The organism is Thermosynechococcus sp. PP555, assembly GCF_031583225.1.
GTDB lineage: Bacteria > Cyanobacteriota > Cyanobacteriia > Thermosynechococcales > Thermosynechococcaceae > Thermosynechococcus.
On record NZ_CP134168.1, the window covers coordinates 2,398,840 to 2,415,650 of the forward strand.

Below are 16,811 nucleotides of genomic sequence, written 5' to 3' on the forward strand. Positions count from 1 at the left end.
CAATGAAGGGCATTGCTGAATGCAACTTTGCGACGCTAGACCCGTTCTTGCATAGGAGCCACAGGTTGGTTGAGGAACACTATTGGCGTCAGTGTAGGACAAAAAGCTTGCTGCCAACAACCGTGAATCTACGGATGAAAGGTTTGCAAATACTCCCGCAGCCGCTGCAATGCCTGACCCCGATGACTGACCTGTTGCTTTTCAGTGGGACTCATCTCGGCAAAGGTACGCTGCTGACTGGGCACCCAAAAGATAGGATCGTAGCCAAACCCCCCCCGACCGCGGGGCGCCGTTAAAATCTCGCCTGCACACCGTCCTTCGGTCGTAACGGCAATCGTGCCATCGGGACGCGCGAGGGCAATGACACAAATAAATTCAGCAGCGCGATCGCTGACACCGGCCATTTCCCGTAATAGACGCTCAATACGCTCAGCATCCGTCGCACCGTAGCGAGCCGAGTAGATCCCCGGTGCCCCCTCAAGGGCATGAACGGCTAGCCCCGAATCATCAGCGATCGCCCACGTTCCCAGCTCCTGAGCAGCAGTGGTGGCCTTCAAACAGGCGTTGCCCACAAAGGAATCCGCAGTTTCAGCAATCTCAAGCGTGGCTGGCAGGGGCAGCAACTCCCCAATCCATGGCTGTAACCAGCCTTGAAACTCTCTGACTTTACCGGCATTGTGACTGGCTAAGACCGCTTGGGCGAGAATGGGCATTGCCTAAGGACGACGCTGCAACTGAATATGATCTTGCCGCAAACTGACATCAAAGTGCTGGAGAAAATCCTGCCCCAATAGGCCAATGGTCATTTCAGGCCCAGCGACAGCAACGGGCACTTGCTTCCGATGAAAACCGCCGACGCTGATGGATTGGACATAGACCACTGGCAGCACCACTTGACCATTCGCGGTATGAAACAGGCGATTATCCACCACTTGAGCGGGGGTAATGCCTAAAGCGCGTGCCATCGATCGCGTAATCACTGTCATACTGGCGCCTGAATCCACTAGCATCTCAAACCGTAACCGTTGATTAAACATCACTGGGATAACGGGAATTCCTCCCTGCCGCCGCAGAATCGGTACGATGCCACTGGGCTGGGTGATCACTGTTGCCATGGGCGGAGCAGGGGTTCGGGGAAGTTGTTGCAGCCGCACCAATTCTTGACGATAGCTAGTAAGGGCTGGCGCCTGTTGGGGATGGGCACGAATGACCTGATCGAGAATTTGCACCGCTGTTGCCCAGTCTTGGCTGGCGATCGCCCGATAAAAACTTTCTGGCAGTGCCACCACAGGCACCCCCTTGGCCGGGGCAATCAGGAGCATCATCCCCGCCAGCGTTGCCAGTGCCCAATATCCGTGTTGTTGGGTCATAATTTTCTTCGTACCCTAGGATCAATAGTAGCGAGATAAGCGTTGGCTATTCTAGGCTGCCAATGAGCACGCAACCTTCGCCACAACTGAGTCCTGAAGACTATCTGCAACGGGAAACCCAAAGTGGGGTCAAGCACGAATACATCAACGGTCAGATCTACGCAATGGCAGGGGCAAGCGATGCCCATGTCACCTTAGCCTTAAATTTGGCAACTCTGCTACGACCAACGGTGCGCCAACGGGGCTGTCGTCTCTACATTTCAGATATGAAAGTGCGTCTGGAGCAGCGAAATTGCTTTTACTATCCGGATCTTTTTGTTACCTGCGATCCACGGGATCGGCAAACCTCTCTCTATAAATCTTTTCCTTGCTTGGTGATTGAGGTGCTCTCTCCTTCAACAGAGGCCTTTGATCGCGGCGATAAGTTCCTTGACTATCAAAGCCTTGAGACGCTAGAGGAATACGTGCTGGTCAATACTCGTCAGCAGCGGCTAGAGACCTTTCGTCGCAGTACCTCGGGCTTATGGGTTTGGCAGGCCTATTCCCCGCCACAAAATTCGGTTGAACTCAAGAGCATCGCTTGGCAAGGCCACTTGTCTGATATCTATCAAGACGTGACCCTTGAGGAGGAGTTGAGGAGTTGAATTAAAAGTTGGTGTGAATCGCCTCCATCGGACACGCGGTCACACATTGCTCACAGACAATGCAACGGGAGCGGCTAAATTGGAGTTGAAACGTCTCTGGATGGAGCGTCAGCGCCTGAGTGGGGCATACCCCCGTACAGAGGCCACAGTGGACACAGGCCTGCTCATCAATCACAATTTCACGGCTGGCAAGGGAAACCTCAATATTCTGTTGCCGCAACCATTCTAGGGCGGCCTCCATTTGATCAATGTCCCCAGCCAACTCTAGAACCAGTTTGCCCACTTGGTTAGGTGCCACTTGGGCGCGAATGATATTGGCAGCAATGTTAAAGTCCTTGGCTAGGCGATAGGTGACGGGCATTTGAATCGTCCGTCGAGGGAATGTCAATGTGACTCGCTTTTTCACTGGTTGAAGCTTTGCATCGCAGTACAGCCCTTTCCACAAGTATCGCACACTCGCAACGCTGTGAAAGTTAGTGCACAGCCCTTTTCATAGGAATTGAAAATGAAAAACCACTAAATTTTGTTTACTAGTCTATAAACCTAAAAGCCATCTCCAAGGTGAAATTGTTACCCTGCTAGATAGGGATGAGATAGAGAATTTTTGTCAAAATTTAATAAATTATTAAAAATGAACATCGCAAAGAAAAACGAATCTCAAATCAAGCTAGAAGGTTCATCCGTTGCTGATGAAATGGCTCTTTTATGGATGCTTGCTGGCTTGATAATCATTTTCTTAAAATTATACTTTTCTCCCATCCTTTCAGGACAGTTGAGTTGTCAGCGCACTGAAACGAAAGATATGACCGCCACTGCCCAGTGCTGAGTTAAAGAATATTGGTTTTGGGGATTGTATAAACGAAATGAAATGTTAGTTGAATACGTCTCAGGGAGTAACATTGAAATCAAAGAGGAAATATTGCGCTTCTTGGAGCCTAGAGGATCATGGGAGTTCCCATTTTGGTGGATGGGGTGGGGGAGATTGTGGTGCGATGAAAGCGGCACAAGACTGATTATCAAGATTCCTGTAGTCTAATCGAGAAACCTAGACGTATACCTATAGAAACCGTGATTAGTTACCGAGTGCAATTATATCTATTTTGACTTTTCCTTTGACGGTTAACTTCTTAGCAGTCTCTTATCAGCGATTCTACTATCCTCGTATGTCAGAGTCGTTGAAATATAAGGAAACATTAATCATTGATCGATCTACAAGAAAGATTATATGGGAGAGTCCGAAAACCAAATTTCGCAGAGAATATGACTTTCCCGATATAGAGGCAATGATTGTCCAAAAATATGTCGAAGTGATACAAGGCAGGCATGGCCGTTCTTGGGAACAGAATCATTTCAAGATTTACTTCACTCTTAATGTGCCGGGGCCTCCTCGCAGAGTGCCTCTTTATCAAGGGTGTAACGATGCCATAGCCGAATCCCTTATTACACAAATTCCTAAGTTTCTACCGGTCAAAATTGAGCACCAACAGTTGTCTCATCGACCAGAGGAAGACTAGGATTGGGAATCGGTGCTGACAATTTCACCGAGGCGTTCAATCTGCAAGGGAGTGTTGGGAAAGTCGGCTTGGGTTAAACGGCGAATCAGTTGCACACTGGCAAAGTTTTGATCAATGTGGGGAATCCCCTTGGCATCGAGGCGTACAGGAATGACTTTACCTTGAAGGAAGCGGCCAGAACCGTCGAGTTCAACATCTAGGATTAAGGACTTGCCAAGGGTGCCGTGACTGCTCAGGGTCTGATAGCCGACAAAGTTCCCTAGGGAATAAGCAATGAGGCGGCCTTTGTACAATTCAAGGGCACGGGGGACATGGGGGCCATGACCTAAGATTAAATCGGCACCGTTATCAATCATGGTGCGAGCAAACTGAACCACATTGCCGCGGTCTTCGCCATAAAAGTACTCAGTGCGATCGCGGGTGTGAATTTGATCGCTGCCTTCGGCGCCACCATGGAAACTAACAACCACAATATCACCGTTTTGCTTGGCCTTCTGTACAAGAGCGGCACCGGCCTTGAGGTCTTGAATGCGATTTTGGCCGTAGTAGGTGGCAAAGCCAATAAATGCGGTTTTCAGGCCATTGACTTCGAGGTAGGTAATTTGATTGAGATCACCAATGGCGGTCATACCAGCGGCGTTGATGTGGCGAATCGTATCGCGAAATCCCTGCTCATGAAAGTCGTAGCTGTGGTTGTTGGCAATGTTGAGAACATTGAAACCAGCTTGGCGCAACACCTGTGCATAACTGGGCGGTGAGCGAAAGACAAAACTGCGACCACTACTGGTGTTTTTGAAGGGATGGGGATGATCGGTGAGGGTACTTTCATAATTGCCAAAGAGGAGATCTGCCCCCTGAAGATAGGGTTTCACTTGGGCAAAGAGCTTTTGTGGATCCGCAGGCAAGCGGTTACTCGGAAAATTGGTGCCAAGGACAATATCGCCAACGGCCTTAATCCGCAGCCGGCGATCGCTCGGGGCGGGTGGGGGGGGCACAAGGGGAACGTCGGGTTCAGGGGTTGTAATGGCTGGACTGGGTTCCGCACTCGGCGGGGCATCGACACTGAGTTGATTTTGCAGGGTAAGGGCAACGGCACTCGTGCCCGCGATCGCCAGTAAACTGAGGGCAAAAGCACTGACCGCTTGATGGGATGGCGTGGTGGCAGGTGTTGTTGGATTTGAGCTTGCCTGGACAGACGGCGCCGCTGGTAAGGTCTCCTGTAAGTCAACAGTCTGTGTCCATTCTGGCCATTCTTCGCCAAGGAGCCGAGCATGGAGCCGTACACGTAGAACGCCTTGGGGCGCCAATTGCTTGAGGCCTCGGCAAACAAACTGAACGCAGACTTGGGGAGGGAGCGATCGCGCCGCTTCAAACATAATTTGTAAACAGTCACCCCGTCGCCGAACGAGGGCACGCACTCCCTTGGCCTGAAGCGTGCGGTTCATCAAATGGGCAATGGCCTCTGCTTGACCCTGCCGTGCCTGCTGCCAAATCAAATCAAGGGAAGCGGTCATGATCAAAGAACCCTCAGGCGATCGCGAGCGAACCTGTGGTTATTCTATGGGAAGTCACCAATCTTGAAAGTTAGTGTCAGGCCAATTTGACAAACGTCACGCAGAAGTTTCTTGGGTATGCAGGGCGCGCAACAGATCATGACGGCTAATAATGCCGATCAATTCTCCTTGGGCATTCAAGACCGGCAGGCGACTAATGTGGTGATTCACCATGAGGCGAGCCGCTTCGGCAATGGGGGCATCCACCCCAATGGTGTGGGGGTTAGGGGTCATCACATCCTGCACCTGTTGGCCAAGGGTTTTCTTGAGGTGTTGATGAAAGGATTCTGGAGACTCAAAGTAAATGATGCTGCCGAGGAACGTAATGTACAACGGTGGCTCGAGAGGCGCTTCGCGCACGATCAGGTCAGCTTCAGACACCAAGCCCACCAATTTGCCTTTATCATCCACCACGGGGAGGCCGCGCACCTGTTTTTCTTCCATCAGGCGAACTGCCTCAGAAATCGGGGCATCGGCACGAATGGTAAAGGGGTTGGGGGTCATGTAGTCACGGACAAGAGCGGTCATAGTTAACCTAGGGAATGAGAGGACAGATGGAGGGGATGGTAGTCGCCGTGCATTGCCAGATCGGGACGGAGGCTCTGGGCATGGCGCAGGTAGGCATGGTAAATCGGTTGATCGGGGTTGGGGGTGTTGAAGTAAATCAAGCAGCGGATACAGCGGGGTAAGCCTCCCTCCACATGCATTTGTTGAACATCGAGGAGAGGAATGTTGCGCCAATGGGGACATTCCCGGGCGATCGCCGCCGGAAAGATTTGATCGAGGTCACGGGTCACAGAGAAGGTCACACTAATCACTTCCGAGAAATCGAGGGCATTGCGCCGCTCAATCTCGCCGAGGAGTTCCAAAACCGCCTCACGGATTGCTGGAATTGAATTTTCAGTGGCGGTAGTTGCTCCACGAATTGCTCGGACGCGCCAGCCCACAGTGTGCTCCTCCATCAAGATATCCGCAAGGGTACTGTATCCAGCTTAGGGGCGATAGAGCCATAGGGGAAGTCCATTGGTGGCCATTTCAAATTCCAACCAGTCGAGACCCGCTTGCCACGGAAAGGGGAATCGTTCCTGCTGACGCGGAAACAGCCGAGCCAAGGGCGACTTGGGTTCTTCAATGGTTTGCACCTTGGTTTTGTCGGGGTCAAGTCCTGCCAATTCCGCCAGCCAGCGACGGGCATCCTCCTCGGTTCCCAAGCGATCCACCAGTCCGAGAGCAAGGGCCTGTTCACCGGTAAAGACACGGCCATCGGCAAAACTGCGTACCGTTTCCACATCGAGGTTACGGCCTTCGGCCACGGTTTGGACAAATTGGTGATAGCTGGTGTCAATGAGGTCTTGGAGAATGCGGATTTCTTCCTCAGTGAGGTCGCGATCGAAAGCAAGAATGTCTTTGTAGGGGCCAGACTTGATCACTTTGAATGAGACCCCCACCTTGTCGAGGAGCCGTTGCAAATTGTTGCCCCGCAGGATGACGCCAATACTGCCTGTAATGGTGCCGGGGTTGGCCATGATGTGCTGTGCCCCCATACCGATATAGACCCCGCCAGAGGCAGAGATATTGCCAAAACTGGCAACGATTTTCATTTTCGACTGCAAACGCTTGAGGGCCGCATAGATTTCTTGGGAATCCCCCACGGTTCCGCCGGGACTGTCAATGCGCACCAGTAGTGCCGGATAGCTCCGTTCTTCAATGGTTTTCAGGGCTTTGAGGACACGACGGCGAGTACCCCCAGCGATCGCCCCCGTAATTTCGAGGCGGGCAATTTGACGATGGTAACCACGGGATAAGGGCCAAGGCATAGGCAGCAATCAGTTCCGCAAATCGTAACAATTGACTCGGATTTCTAATCTAGCAAGGTTCTAGGAGGCAGAGGGCGGTGCTTGCTTCACCATCGCTGCTGAGAGTCCCTCGGTCCCGTTGCCGATATACCACAGGGCTGCTGCGGCTTCGGCGCGGGTGACGGGTTTTTGGGGCTGGAGCAAGAGGGTTTCTCCCCAAACGCGGCGAATGTTTGAGAGATCCCCCGCGAGATAGTCAGCGGCCACGGCATTGATGGCGGGCGGAGCAATCCGTTGACTGTCCTTGAAGCCCCATGTTTGCTGAATGCGGTCAATCGTGCTGGGACTGAGCCGCCCCTGTTGATCGAGGGGCACTTTCCACTGCAACAGCGTTTCGCGAGTAAGGGGAGCATTGGGGCGAAAGAGGGTACTAGTATCGCCGGTGAGGGGGCTGGGCAAAAATCCTGCCATCGCCAGTCCCTGAATATAGGGAAAGTCGGGATGATCACGAAGCACATCTTGGAAAATGGGTGTGTCGTTGCGGCTGCCCAAGCGGATTTGGCGTGCGGGGCGATCGGCATAAAAGCGGTTGTAGGTGGTCACCAACCAACGCACAAACTGAGCACGACTGATGGGGGTATTGGGTTGCAGGCGATCGCCCGTGGTGCTGAGAACCCCCAGTTCTGCCAAGTCACGAATGGCCGGCTGTAGGGGGGCAGGGGCGTCCTCTAGATCAGCGAACGTTTGGGGGGAGGAATGGGTGGGCTGGGGAGACGGTGTGGCCGTGGTGCTATTGACGGCTGTGTAGGCCACGGTGAAGGTTGTCAGGTTATTTTCTGGCACCGTGTTGATGGTGACGCTCACTTCCAGTTCAGCACTGCGCCCCTTGAGGGTGATCGTATTGTCGGCTACCTGTTGCTCCACCAGTTGCCAGCCCGACTGTTGAAATTGTTGGCTATAGAATTGCTGGATGGCGATCGCCGGCGCGGGTGCTTGCCAGCGGGTTTCCGTCGTCTGGGGTGACCCCGCTTGGGGCTGATTGGCTACAAGCATCGCATTAGGAAACCGTAAATTCTCTGGTAGCGTTGTCGTCGGTTCTGGCGTGGGTGCCTTCCCTGCCCATTGATCAGCATTGGGGTCAGCAGCAAACCAACTTTGTAGCCCACTGCCCTCACAACTGCTGAGAAGCAGGGCACTCAAGAATAAGATCCATCCCAATTGGCGCGATCGCTTCAACGTTCTTCGACCCTCAGCTTGCTACCGTTTCACTCAGCACTGATTTCAACCGCCATAGGAGGAAAGTCTGCCCCAACTCTAGAGGCAGCGGTGTTACCCCCTCAATACAGGACTGTACCCAGCCCTCTCCCCACGACCATTCTTGCCAGCCCTCAATGGCCTGCCGCAGCACCAATACCAGTCGCTCTGCTGTGAGTAGTTCCACGCGATGTTCCAGTTTTAACCACAGGAATTCACTGGTGAAGGTATCCCCCACTTGCAGGCGATCGCCCGTCGTCTGAACCTGTAGGGGCCACAACCACTGCCGTAACTGTGCTGGCTGCGTCAAATACTCCCGCAGTTGGTCTGCGGTGGCCGGCACCTCAATGCGCAAATGGCTTGACTGAAATGTTCCCAGCATCGCTTTCCCTAAGAGGATAGATACGTATAGCTGCGCAAACTCCGCTCATAGTTTTCTAGCAGGTGCTGCGCTTCTGCCAATGTAATTTGCTGTTCTGCCAGCGCTGCCTCAGTGCGACGGCGAATTTTTTCTAACAGGGCATCTCCTTGGTACTGCACATAACCGAGGACTTCTTGCATTGTATCGCCCCGCACCAGGTGCTCAATTTCATAACCCTTGGGAGTTAGACGGATATGGACGGCATTCGTATCCCCAAAAAGATTGTGGAGATTGCCCATGATTTCCTGATAGGCACCGTTGAGAAAGAGACCAAGGTAGTAGGGTTCCCTTGGGCGAAAGGGATGCAGTTCCAAGACCGATTTCACATCCCGCAGGTCAATAAATTGGTCAATTTTGCCGTCGCTGTCGCAGGTCAGATCTGCAAGGATGCCCCGTTCTGTGGGTTCTTCATCGAGGCGGTGGATTGGCATGATTGGAAACAGTTGATCGATCGCCCAGCTATCAGGCACCGACTGAAACACCGACAGATTGATGTAGTAAATCGAAGCCATGATTTTCTCAAGATCTTCGAGATCGTCGGGCACATATTCCTGCTGGCGAGCAATGCCGAGGATTTTGGCACAACAGGCCCAAAAGAGACTTTCTGCCCGTGCCCGCTCTGGCAAACTCAAGTAGCCAAAGTTAAAGAGACTGATGGCCTCCCCCTTGAATTGCAGGGCGTCGTTGTAGGCCTCTTGGTAGTTGTTCTCATCAATCGTTTGGTAGGTGTCGTAGAGGTTGCGGATAATCAGGTGCTCGTCCTCCGTGGCCGGTTCGGGGGTAATTTTGGGCACTTCACTGACCCCCAAGACATTGAAAATCAATACCGATTGATGGGAGGCAATGGCGCGGCCACTCTCACTGATGAGAATGGGATCGGGAATGCCCCGCTGCCGACAGGCGTCCTTAATGCCGGCCACGACATCACTGGCGTAGTTTTGCATGCTGTAGTTTTTCGAGGCATGGAAATTGGTTTTGGAGCCGTCGTAGTCCACCCCCAAGCCGCCGCCCACATCGAGGTATTGCATATTGGCACCGAGGCGCACCAGCTCGCCATAAATTTGCCCCGCCTCACGAATCGCATCCTTAATGACGCTAATGGCAGAAATTTGCGAGCCAATGTGAAAGTGCAACAGTTGCAGGGAATTGAGCATTCCTGCTTCTCGCAGTTGTTCGACTGCCGTTAAAATCTCTGGCACCGTCAGACCAAACTTGGCGCGATCGCCCGCAGAAGTGCCCCAACGCCCTACCCCCTGGGTGCTCAGTTTTGCCCGTACCCCCACAATGGGTTCAATGCCCAAAGCCTGACTGACAGCAATCACTTCCGCGACTTCTTCGGGCTGCTCAAGGACAATGATCGGGGTGTGGCCAAGGCGACGGGCGAGAATCGCCGTTTCAATGTAGCTGCGATCTTTGTAGCCATTGCAAATCAGCAGTGCCCCCGGTGTATTGAGCATGGCCAAGGCAATCAGCAATTCCGGTTTTGATCCTGCCTCTAGGCCAAACTGATGGGACTGGCCAAAGCGCACGAGGGCTTCAATGATGTGGCGTTGTTGATTGCACTTAACGGGAAAGACCCCCTTGTAGGCTCCCTGATAGCCATAGCGAGCAATGGCGCGGGCAAAGCAGGCATTCAGTCGCTCAATGCGATCCTCAAGGATATCGGAAAACCGCAGTAGCAGGGGGAGGCCAATGTTGCGCTGTTGGAGCGCCTGCACCAATTCATAGAGATCCAATGACCCACCGCGATCGCCCTTGGGAGAGACGGTGACATGACCCGCAGCATTAATCCCAAAGTAGGGTTCGCCCCAGCCCTGAATGCGGTAGAGCTGCTCGCTGTCTTCGATTGTCCAATTGCTGGTTTTCGTAACGGTCAAGGCCATCGTGGGTGACACAGCAGCCATAGTGCGCTCCCAAATAAAACCCTGCTGATCCTAACTTGTTTTTGCCAGTGGCACCAATGCAATTGCCGTCGCCTTTTCGGAAGCGTTGAGCTGGCATGGTAGCATTAGGGATCGCTTCCCCTACCGTTGACCGCCATGGCCTTTACGAAAATTTTGATTGCCAATCGTGGCGAAATTGCACTGCGGATTCTGCGTACCTGTGAGGAATTGGGCATTGCAACGGTTGCCGTCTATTCCACCGTAGATCGCCATGCCCTGCATGTGCAATTGGCCGATGAGGCGGTGTGCATTGGCGAAGCCCCCAGTAGCCGCAGCTATCTCAATATTCCCAACATTATTGCTGCTGCCCTCACCCGCCATGTCTCGGCGATTCACCCAGGCTATGGCTTTTTGGCGGAAAATGCCCGCTTTGCCGAGATCTGCGCCGACCACAAAATTACCTTTATTGGGCCGAGTCCCGCTGCCATGCGTGCCATGGGGGATAAATCCACCGCCAAAGCGACGATGCAACAGGTGGGGGTGCCGACAATTCCCGGCAGTGATGGACTGGTGCAGGATGAGGAAACTGCTCGGGCGATCGCCCGCAAAATTGGCTATCCCCTGATGATTAAAGCCACGGCTGGGGGGGGTGGCCGGGGGATGCGCTTGGTGCGCTCTGCTGAAGATTTAGGACGGGCCCTCAGTGCCGCCCAAGGGGAAGCGGAAGCCGCCTTTGGCAATGCCGGCGTCTATCTGGAGCGATTTATTGAAAATCCCCGCCACATTGAGTTCCAGATTCTGGCGGATAGCTATGGCAATGTCATTCACCTTGGGGAGCGCGATTGCTCTGTACAGCGGCGTCATCAAAAGCTCCTTGAGGAAGCGCCTAGCCCTGCCCTCACCCCCGAACTGCGTGCCAAGATGGGGGCTGCCGCCGTGACTGCGGCTAAGGCGATTAACTATGTGGGCGCTGGCACCATTGAATTTCTCCTCGACGGCCAAGACAACTTTTACTTCATGGAAATGAATACTCGCATTCAGGTGGAGCACACCGTCACAGAAATGATTACGGGGCTGGATCTGATTGCGGAGCAAATTCGCATTGCCCAAGGGGAACCCCTCAGCTTGACCCAAGAACAGGTGCTGTTGCGGGGACATGCCATTGAATGCCGCATCAATGCCGAGGATCCGGAGCGCAATTTCCGTCCCCATCCCGGTCGTATTAGTGGTTACTTGCCCCCCGGTGGCCCTGGGGTGCGCATGGACTCCCATGTTTATACCGACTATGAAATCCCCCCCTACTATGATTCGCTGATCGGTAAATTGGTGGTGTGGGGGAGCGATCGCCCCGCTGCCATTGCCCGCATGAAGCGTGCCCTAAGAGAATGTGCGATTATGGGGGTGCCGACCACCATTCCCTTTCATCAGCAGGTGATGGACACGCCAGAGTTTCGCAGCGGTATTGTCTATACCAACTTTGTCGATAAGCTCATGACCACATTGGGCTGGAATGTTTAATGCTTGGGCCAAGGAAACTACTGATTGCAGCGAGTGGTACTGGCGGGCATCTCTTTCCCGCACTAGCAGTAGCAGAAGAGTTACCTGAATATAACATCCATTGGTTGGGGGTGCGCGATCGCCTTGAACAGAAATTAATTCCGCCCCATTACCCCCTGCATACGATCAACTTCGCTGGTGTCCAAGGCAAGACCCCTTGGGCAAGGCTGCGCCCCCTCTGGCAATTTTGGGGAGCTTTTTGGCAAACGCGCCAGTTGTTAAAACAGGGACACTTCCAAGGGGTGTTTACCACCGGTGGCTACATTGCAGCGCCAGCTATTTTAGCGGCTCGCAGTTTGGGGCGTGTCGCCCTGCTCCATGAATCCAACGCCCTACCAGGCAAAGTCACCCGCTGGCTGGCGCCTTGGTGTACGCTGGTTGCCTTGGGTACCCCCGCGAGTTTAGCCTACCTCAAATCCAAACGGCTGAACCTACGGGTCACGGGCACCCCGGTGCGTCCCGATATTCTCCATCCCGGCGACTTGGAGTTGCCGATTCCCAAGGAGGTACCCCTGATTCTAGTGATGGGGGGGAGTCAAGGGGCAGTGGCCATCAATCGCCTTGTACGGGAAACGGTTCACCGCTGGCTCGAGGCGGGGGCTTGGGTGGTGCATCTCACGGGCAACAATGATCCCGATGCCCAAAGTGTTCAGCATCCCCACTATCTCGTCTTTCCCTTCTTTGAACCCATGGGATCCCTGCTGCACCGCGCGGATATCGTCATTAGTCGAGCTGGCGCCAGTGCCTTGGCGGAACTAACCCTCACAGGAACCCCAGCGCTGTTGATTCCCTATCCCTATGCGGCTGAAGATCACCAAACGGTGAATGCTGAAGTGCTGGTGAGTGCCGGCGCTGCTGAAATGATCCCGCAGTCGGCATTGACGGGCGATCGCCTCGGGCAGATCATTTTAGAATGGCTAGGGCAGCCGCAAAAATTACAAGCCATGGCCGAGAATGCCCGCCAATTGGCGATGCCCAACAGCAGTCAGCAGGTCGCTGATCTCATCCGTACGTTGATTCCCGCCCCCTAGGAAATGTCCTATGCCCATCCGTCTTCTTTTTGTTTGTCTTGGTAATATCTGTCGCTCCCCTGCCGCCGAAGGGATCATGCAAGATCTGATCAAAAAGGCAGGTTTAGAGTATGAGATTCAGTGTGACTCTGCCGGCACCAGCAACTTTCACGTTGGCGATCCACCGGATGCCCGCATGGTAATGACGGCACGGCAACGGGGACTGCACTTGACCCATCGAGCACGCCAATTTCATGCCGCCGACTTTGAGGAATTTGATCTGATTTTGGCGATGGATCGGGAAAACTACTATGATATCTTGCGCCTTGACCCCGAAGGGAAATACCGCGATAAAGTGCGGTTAATGTGTGATTTTTGCCGTCACCACGACGCGAGGGAAGTGCCCGACCCCTACTACGGTGGCCGTCAGGGGTTTGAGAAGGTGTTGGATCTGCTCACCGATGCCTGTGAAGGCCTCCTAGAGTATCTCAAGGCTCACTACCCCCAACTACAGGAGCAGCATTGATGGACTACCGCAGTGCCGGTGTAGATGTGGCCGCTGGCCGTGCCTTTGTCGAGCAGATTCGCCCCTTGGTGCAACGCACCCAACGACCGGAAGTAGTGGGACGACTGGGAGGCTTTGCTGGGCTATGTCAAATTCCCAAGGGCTATCGTCAACCCCTTTTGGTGTCGGGAACTGATGGAGTGGGCACGAAGCTAAAACTGGCTCAAGCCCTCGATCGCCACGATACGGTTGGCATTGATCTGGTGGCCATGTGCGTCAATGATGTCCTCACCTGTGGTGCTGAGCCGCTCTTTTTCTTGGACTACATTGCCTGTGGTCGTCTGGCGCCAGAGATGATGACCGCTGTAGTGGCGGGTATTGCCCAAGGGTGTGAAGCGGCGGGTTGTGCCCTCTTGGGGGGGGAGACAGCGGAAATGCCGGGATTCTATGCCGAAGGGGTCTATGACCTTGCGGGGTTCTGTGTTGGTGTCGTTGAGCAGGATCAGGTGCTGGATGGCACCCAGGTGCAGGTGGGGGATGTGGTCTTGGGATTGGCCAGTTCTGGGCTGCACAGCAATGGCTTTAGTTTGGTGCGTAAAATTGTTAGCGATCGCCAGCTCAGTTGGCAGGATACCCCCCTTGGCTCCACCCCCCTTGGCGAGCTGTGCTTAGAACCGACGCGCCTCTATGTCCAACCCATTCGTGCTGCTTTGGCGCAAGGGATTCCCATCCACGGCATGGCTCACATCACCGGCGGTGGTCTGCCGGAAAATTTGCCCCGCTGCTTGGGTCAAGGGCAATCCGCACAACTGGATCCTCAGGCTTGGCCAATTCCGCCACTCTTCCACTGGCTAGGGGAAATGGGAGGGGTCAGTTTGGGCGAACTTTTCAACACTTTCAATATGGGGATTGGGTACACCGTGGTTTTACCGCCGTCAGCGGTTGCAGCGGCGCAGGCCTGCTTTGCCGAGTGGGGGGTTGAGAGTTGGCCAATTGGCACCGTTGTTGCGGGCACCAGTGAGGTACTGGGATTACCTCCTGCTTAGTTGATGCGCATGTACCATTCACCATTTCGCTGACGCCTAGAATAAAGGTGCTGGCTGCTATCACGGACGGTTGCGAAAAATGACGGCTCCTCTCCTCACCCTTGAAAGTGGCGATCGCCTGACCCGCGAGGAATTTGAATACCGCTATGAGCACTCTCCCCACATCAAAAAAGCGGAACTCATCAATGGAGTCGTGTTTGTGGCCTCCCCAATTAGAGTAAGAAAGCACGCTCAACCTCACGGACACATGGTTGTGTGGCTGGGTACCTATGCGACACTGATGCCCAGTTTGATGATGTGTGACAATGCTACTGTACGGCTGGATGACAGCAATGAAGTGCAACCTGATGTGCTATTGCGCCTCGAAGAATCGGCGGGGGGACAATCACGCATTAGTGCCGATGACTACATCGAAGGGGCACCGGAGTTAGTGATTGAAATTGCCTCTAGCAGTGCCGCCTACGATCTCCACGACAAGAAAGACCTCTATTGCCGCTTTGGCGTCAAGGAATATCTGGTGTGGGTGGTCTCAGAACAGGCCTTTTACTGGTATCACCGCGAGCAGGGGAGCTACGTTCAACAACAGCCCGATCGCGAGGGAGTGCTGCGTAGTCAAGAGTTTGCCGGCCTCTGGCTGAACTTGCCGGCCCTTTTACAAGGGGATATGAAAAAGGTGATGCTCACATTGCAACAGGGGTTGTCAACAAGAAGTGATCACCCCCTCAGTGAAGGATAGATCATGGAACGCTGGCAGTGGCGACTCAAGAGTTATAAAAAAGCGTTTCAGAGGCTTCAGGAAGGGGTGGAACTGTGCCGTACTCGCCCCTTGAGCAATATAGAAAAGCAGGGAGTGATTCAAGGATTTGAGTACACGTTTGAACTGGCGTGGAACTTGCTCAGGGACTATAGCTATTCCAATCAAGAATGAGATATTATCCAGCACAATAACTGTGAATGCGTCAGGACACCTTTGTAAAGGTCAGCGTCAAGGCAAAACGTTTGAGAGCAGGATGGGACGATGACTATCTCGCTCATCTCCTTGCTACTGCCTGAGTATGCGTTTGCCCTGCGAGGATTTCGGAGCAGCCTCACTGCTTGCCTGCAAGGCTTTGAGATCTAGCAAACTGACGATCGTCCCCGTCATCGGAATGGCAAGGAAAATACCGACAATTCCTGCGACTGTTGCCCCTACTAGGAGGGAAAAAAATAAAACCACTGGATTCAGGTTGACGGTGTTGCGCATGACACGGGGCATGAGAATATTTTCTTCCACCTGTTGCAGCAGAATACAGCTAATCAGCACTTGTACACTCAGGGCAATACTCTTGGGCAGCAGGATCAAGCAGATGAGGGAAATGCCCATCGTTGAGCCAATCCCTGGAATGAGATCCAAGCCACCGGCGATCGCCCCAAGGGCAAGGGCATAGGGGGCACGTAACACCAGCAAGACAAGGAATGTGGCGGTACCAAAGAAGAGAGAGAGAAGCAAACGGCCACTAAAGAAGCCCAAAAAGTTCCGCTCTAAGGCTTGGGGCACGCGATCGCGCCACGGATCAGGCAAAAAACTCAGTAGGTACTGCCATAGCCGCTCCCCCTCCAGCAGCATAAAGAAGGTAATCACAGCCAGAATAATGCCGCTGAGCAACAGCGCAAAGACAGACTGCAACTTGCCAAAACCAAACTGCAGACCCGCAAGGGCAAAGTTGCGTAATTCTGACTCCAGTTGCTGGAAATTGATGTCTAGATTCCATCGCGCCAGAAACTGCTGCATCCTCTCAAGGGAGTCAATCCACAGATCAATTTGGCTGGGCAAATTGGTGATCAAGTCCTGCAACTGGCCAATGATCGCCAACCCAAGGGTAATCCCCAAGCCGATTAGAATTGCCAATGTCCCGAGAAACACAATGGTAACCGCCAAACCATGGGGCAAGTAACGCTTGAGCCAGCCCACGGGATAGTTGAGTAAAAACGCCAGAATGGCTGCAAAAAGAAACATCAGTAAGACGTAGGCAAAGTAGTGCAAAAGTTGCACGCCAATCCAGCCAAGAGCAAAGAGCAGCAGCAGGCGCAGTAGACGGTGGTTTTCGAGGCGATCGAGCCAATTGAACATAGATTGATGTCGGATGCCCTCAACGCCTTGACTATAGCTCATAGGCTGCGTTTTGCGGCTTAGTTACATTACTTTACAAAGCGTCTGACCCTTTGGGATCATGGGATGGGGTTTTAATCGTACGGAGTAGATCGGCGTGGATCAGCAC

The 16,811-nt window shown here is 53.5% G+C and carries 19 protein-coding genes; 8 read left to right on the forward strand and 11 right to left on the reverse strand.

Annotated elements, in window-relative coordinates; all coding sequences use genetic code 11:
• Positions 1–128: 128 nt before the first annotated feature.
• Complete coding sequence (rdgB, locus tag RHH27_RS11795) at positions 129–713, reverse strand: RdgB/HAM1 family non-canonical purine NTP pyrophosphatase (RefSeq protein ID WP_206200288.1); 585 nt, start codon at positions 711–713, stop codon at positions 129–131.
• 3 nt (positions 714–716) lie between these two features.
• Positions 717–1,370 (reverse strand): TIGR02281 family clan AA aspartic protease, encoded by a 654-nt coding sequence (locus RHH27_RS11800; RefSeq protein ID WP_206200289.1) that lies wholly within the window; start codon positions 1,368–1,370, stop codon positions 717–719.
• A 62-nt stretch (positions 1,371–1,432) separates the two neighbouring features.
• Here RHH27_RS11800 and RHH27_RS11805 point away from each other — a divergent pair, with 62 nt between their 5' ends.
• Positions 1,433–2,014, forward strand: coding sequence for a Uma2 family endonuclease (locus tag RHH27_RS11805; RefSeq protein WP_206200290.1), 582 nt, complete (start codon positions 1,433–1,435; stop codon positions 2,012–2,014).
• A 1-nt stretch (position 2,015) separates the two neighbouring features.
• On the opposite strand, the gene RHH27_RS11810 is transcribed toward RHH27_RS11805, so the two are convergent.
• A complete protein-coding gene (locus tag RHH27_RS11810) occupies positions 2,016–2,420 on the reverse strand; it encodes an NIL domain-containing protein (RefSeq protein ID WP_149819631.1) in 405 nt (134 codons plus the stop codon).
• A gap of 225 nt (positions 2,421–2,645) precedes the next feature.
• Here RHH27_RS11810 and RHH27_RS11815 point away from each other — a divergent pair, with 225 nt between their 5' ends.
• The gene (locus RHH27_RS11815) at positions 2,646–2,840 is read left to right on the forward strand and encodes a hypothetical protein (protein ID WP_302678356.1); all 195 of its coding nucleotides are present in this window, start codon (positions 2,646–2,648) and stop codon (positions 2,838–2,840) included.
• A gap of 684 nt (positions 2,841–3,524) precedes the next feature.
• On the opposite strand, the gene RHH27_RS11820 is transcribed toward RHH27_RS11815, so the two are convergent.
• The 7 genes from RHH27_RS11820 to speA form a co-directional block, all read right to left on the reverse strand.
• Complete coding sequence (locus RHH27_RS11820; RefSeq protein ID WP_302678357.1) at positions 3,525–5,042, reverse strand: CapA family protein; 1,518 nt, start codon at positions 5,040–5,042, stop codon at positions 3,525–3,527.
• Positions 5,043–5,138: 96 nt separating this feature from the next.
• On the reverse strand, positions 5,139–5,609 hold the full coding sequence (locus tag RHH27_RS11825; RefSeq protein ID WP_302678358.1) for a CBS domain-containing protein: 471 nt from the start codon (positions 5,607–5,609) through the stop codon (positions 5,139–5,141).
• A gap of 2 nt (positions 5,610–5,611) precedes the next feature.
• Positions 5,612–6,043: a chorismate mutase gene (aroH, locus tag RHH27_RS11830; RefSeq protein WP_149819637.1), complete on the reverse strand. Its 432-nt coding sequence runs from the start codon at positions 6,041–6,043 to the stop codon at positions 5,612–5,614.
• A gap of 30 nt (positions 6,044–6,073) precedes the next feature.
• Positions 6,074–6,898, reverse strand: a complete 825-nt coding sequence (gene sppA / locus RHH27_RS11835) for a signal peptide peptidase SppA (RefSeq protein WP_206200295.1) — start codon at positions 6,896–6,898, stop codon at positions 6,074–6,076.
• 60 nt (positions 6,899–6,958) lie between these two features.
• Positions 6,959–8,077 carry an S-layer homology domain-containing protein gene (locus RHH27_RS11840; RefSeq protein ID WP_302678359.1) on the reverse strand — a complete coding sequence of 373 codons (1,119 nt, stop codon included), beginning with the start codon at positions 8,075–8,077 and terminating at the stop codon, positions 6,959–6,961.
• A 49-nt stretch (positions 8,078–8,126) separates the two neighbouring features.
• A complete protein-coding gene (locus tag RHH27_RS11845; RefSeq protein ID WP_302678360.1) occupies positions 8,127–8,513 on the reverse strand; it encodes a hypothetical protein in 387 nt (128 codons plus the stop codon).
• Between the two features lie 8 nt (positions 8,514–8,521).
• On the reverse strand, positions 8,522–10,435 hold the full coding sequence (speA, locus tag RHH27_RS11850) for a biosynthetic arginine decarboxylase (RefSeq protein WP_302679169.1): 1,914 nt from the start codon (positions 10,433–10,435) through the stop codon (positions 8,522–8,524).
• A gap of 156 nt (positions 10,436–10,591) precedes the next feature.
• On the opposite strand from speA, the gene accC reads away from it, so the two are divergent.
• From accC to RHH27_RS11880, 6 genes are all read left to right on the forward strand, one after another.
• On the forward strand, positions 10,592–11,953 hold the full coding sequence (accC, locus tag RHH27_RS11855; RefSeq protein WP_206200298.1) for an acetyl-CoA carboxylase biotin carboxylase subunit: 1,362 nt from the start codon (positions 10,592–10,594) through the stop codon (positions 11,951–11,953).
• Positions 11,953–13,023, forward strand: coding sequence for an undecaprenyldiphospho-muramoylpentapeptide beta-N-acetylglucosaminyltransferase (murG, locus tag RHH27_RS11860; protein ID WP_302678361.1), 1,071 nt, complete (start codon positions 11,953–11,955; stop codon positions 13,021–13,023). Before accC ends, murG begins: the two co-directional genes overlap by 1 nt.
• A 10-nt stretch (positions 13,024–13,033) precedes the next feature.
• Positions 13,034–13,528 (forward strand): low molecular weight protein-tyrosine-phosphatase, encoded by a 495-nt coding sequence (locus tag RHH27_RS11865; RefSeq protein ID WP_206200300.1) that lies wholly within the window; start codon positions 13,034–13,036, stop codon positions 13,526–13,528.
• Positions 13,528–14,553: a phosphoribosylformylglycinamidine cyclo-ligase gene (gene purM / locus RHH27_RS11870; RefSeq protein ID WP_302678362.1), complete on the forward strand. Its 1,026-nt coding sequence runs from the start codon at positions 13,528–13,530 to the stop codon at positions 14,551–14,553. Before RHH27_RS11865 ends, purM begins: the two co-directional genes overlap by 1 nt.
• A 79-nt stretch (positions 14,554–14,632) precedes the next feature.
• Positions 14,633–15,289 (forward strand): Uma2 family endonuclease, encoded by a 657-nt coding sequence (locus tag RHH27_RS11875; protein WP_302678363.1) that lies wholly within the window; start codon positions 14,633–14,635, stop codon positions 15,287–15,289.
• A gap of 3 nt (positions 15,290–15,292) precedes the next feature.
• Entirely contained in the window at positions 15,293–15,481 is a 189-nt protein-coding gene (locus tag RHH27_RS11880) for a nucleotidyltransferase substrate binding protein (protein WP_302678364.1), read from the forward strand.
• Between the two features lie 114 nt (positions 15,482–15,595).
• Here the strand turns inward: RHH27_RS11880 and RHH27_RS11885 are convergent, their stop codons facing one another.
• Complete coding sequence (locus tag RHH27_RS11885) at positions 15,596–16,663, reverse strand: AI-2E family transporter (protein ID WP_302678365.1); 1,068 nt, start codon at positions 16,661–16,663, stop codon at positions 15,596–15,598.
• Between the last annotated feature and the right edge of the window lie 148 nt (positions 16,664–16,811).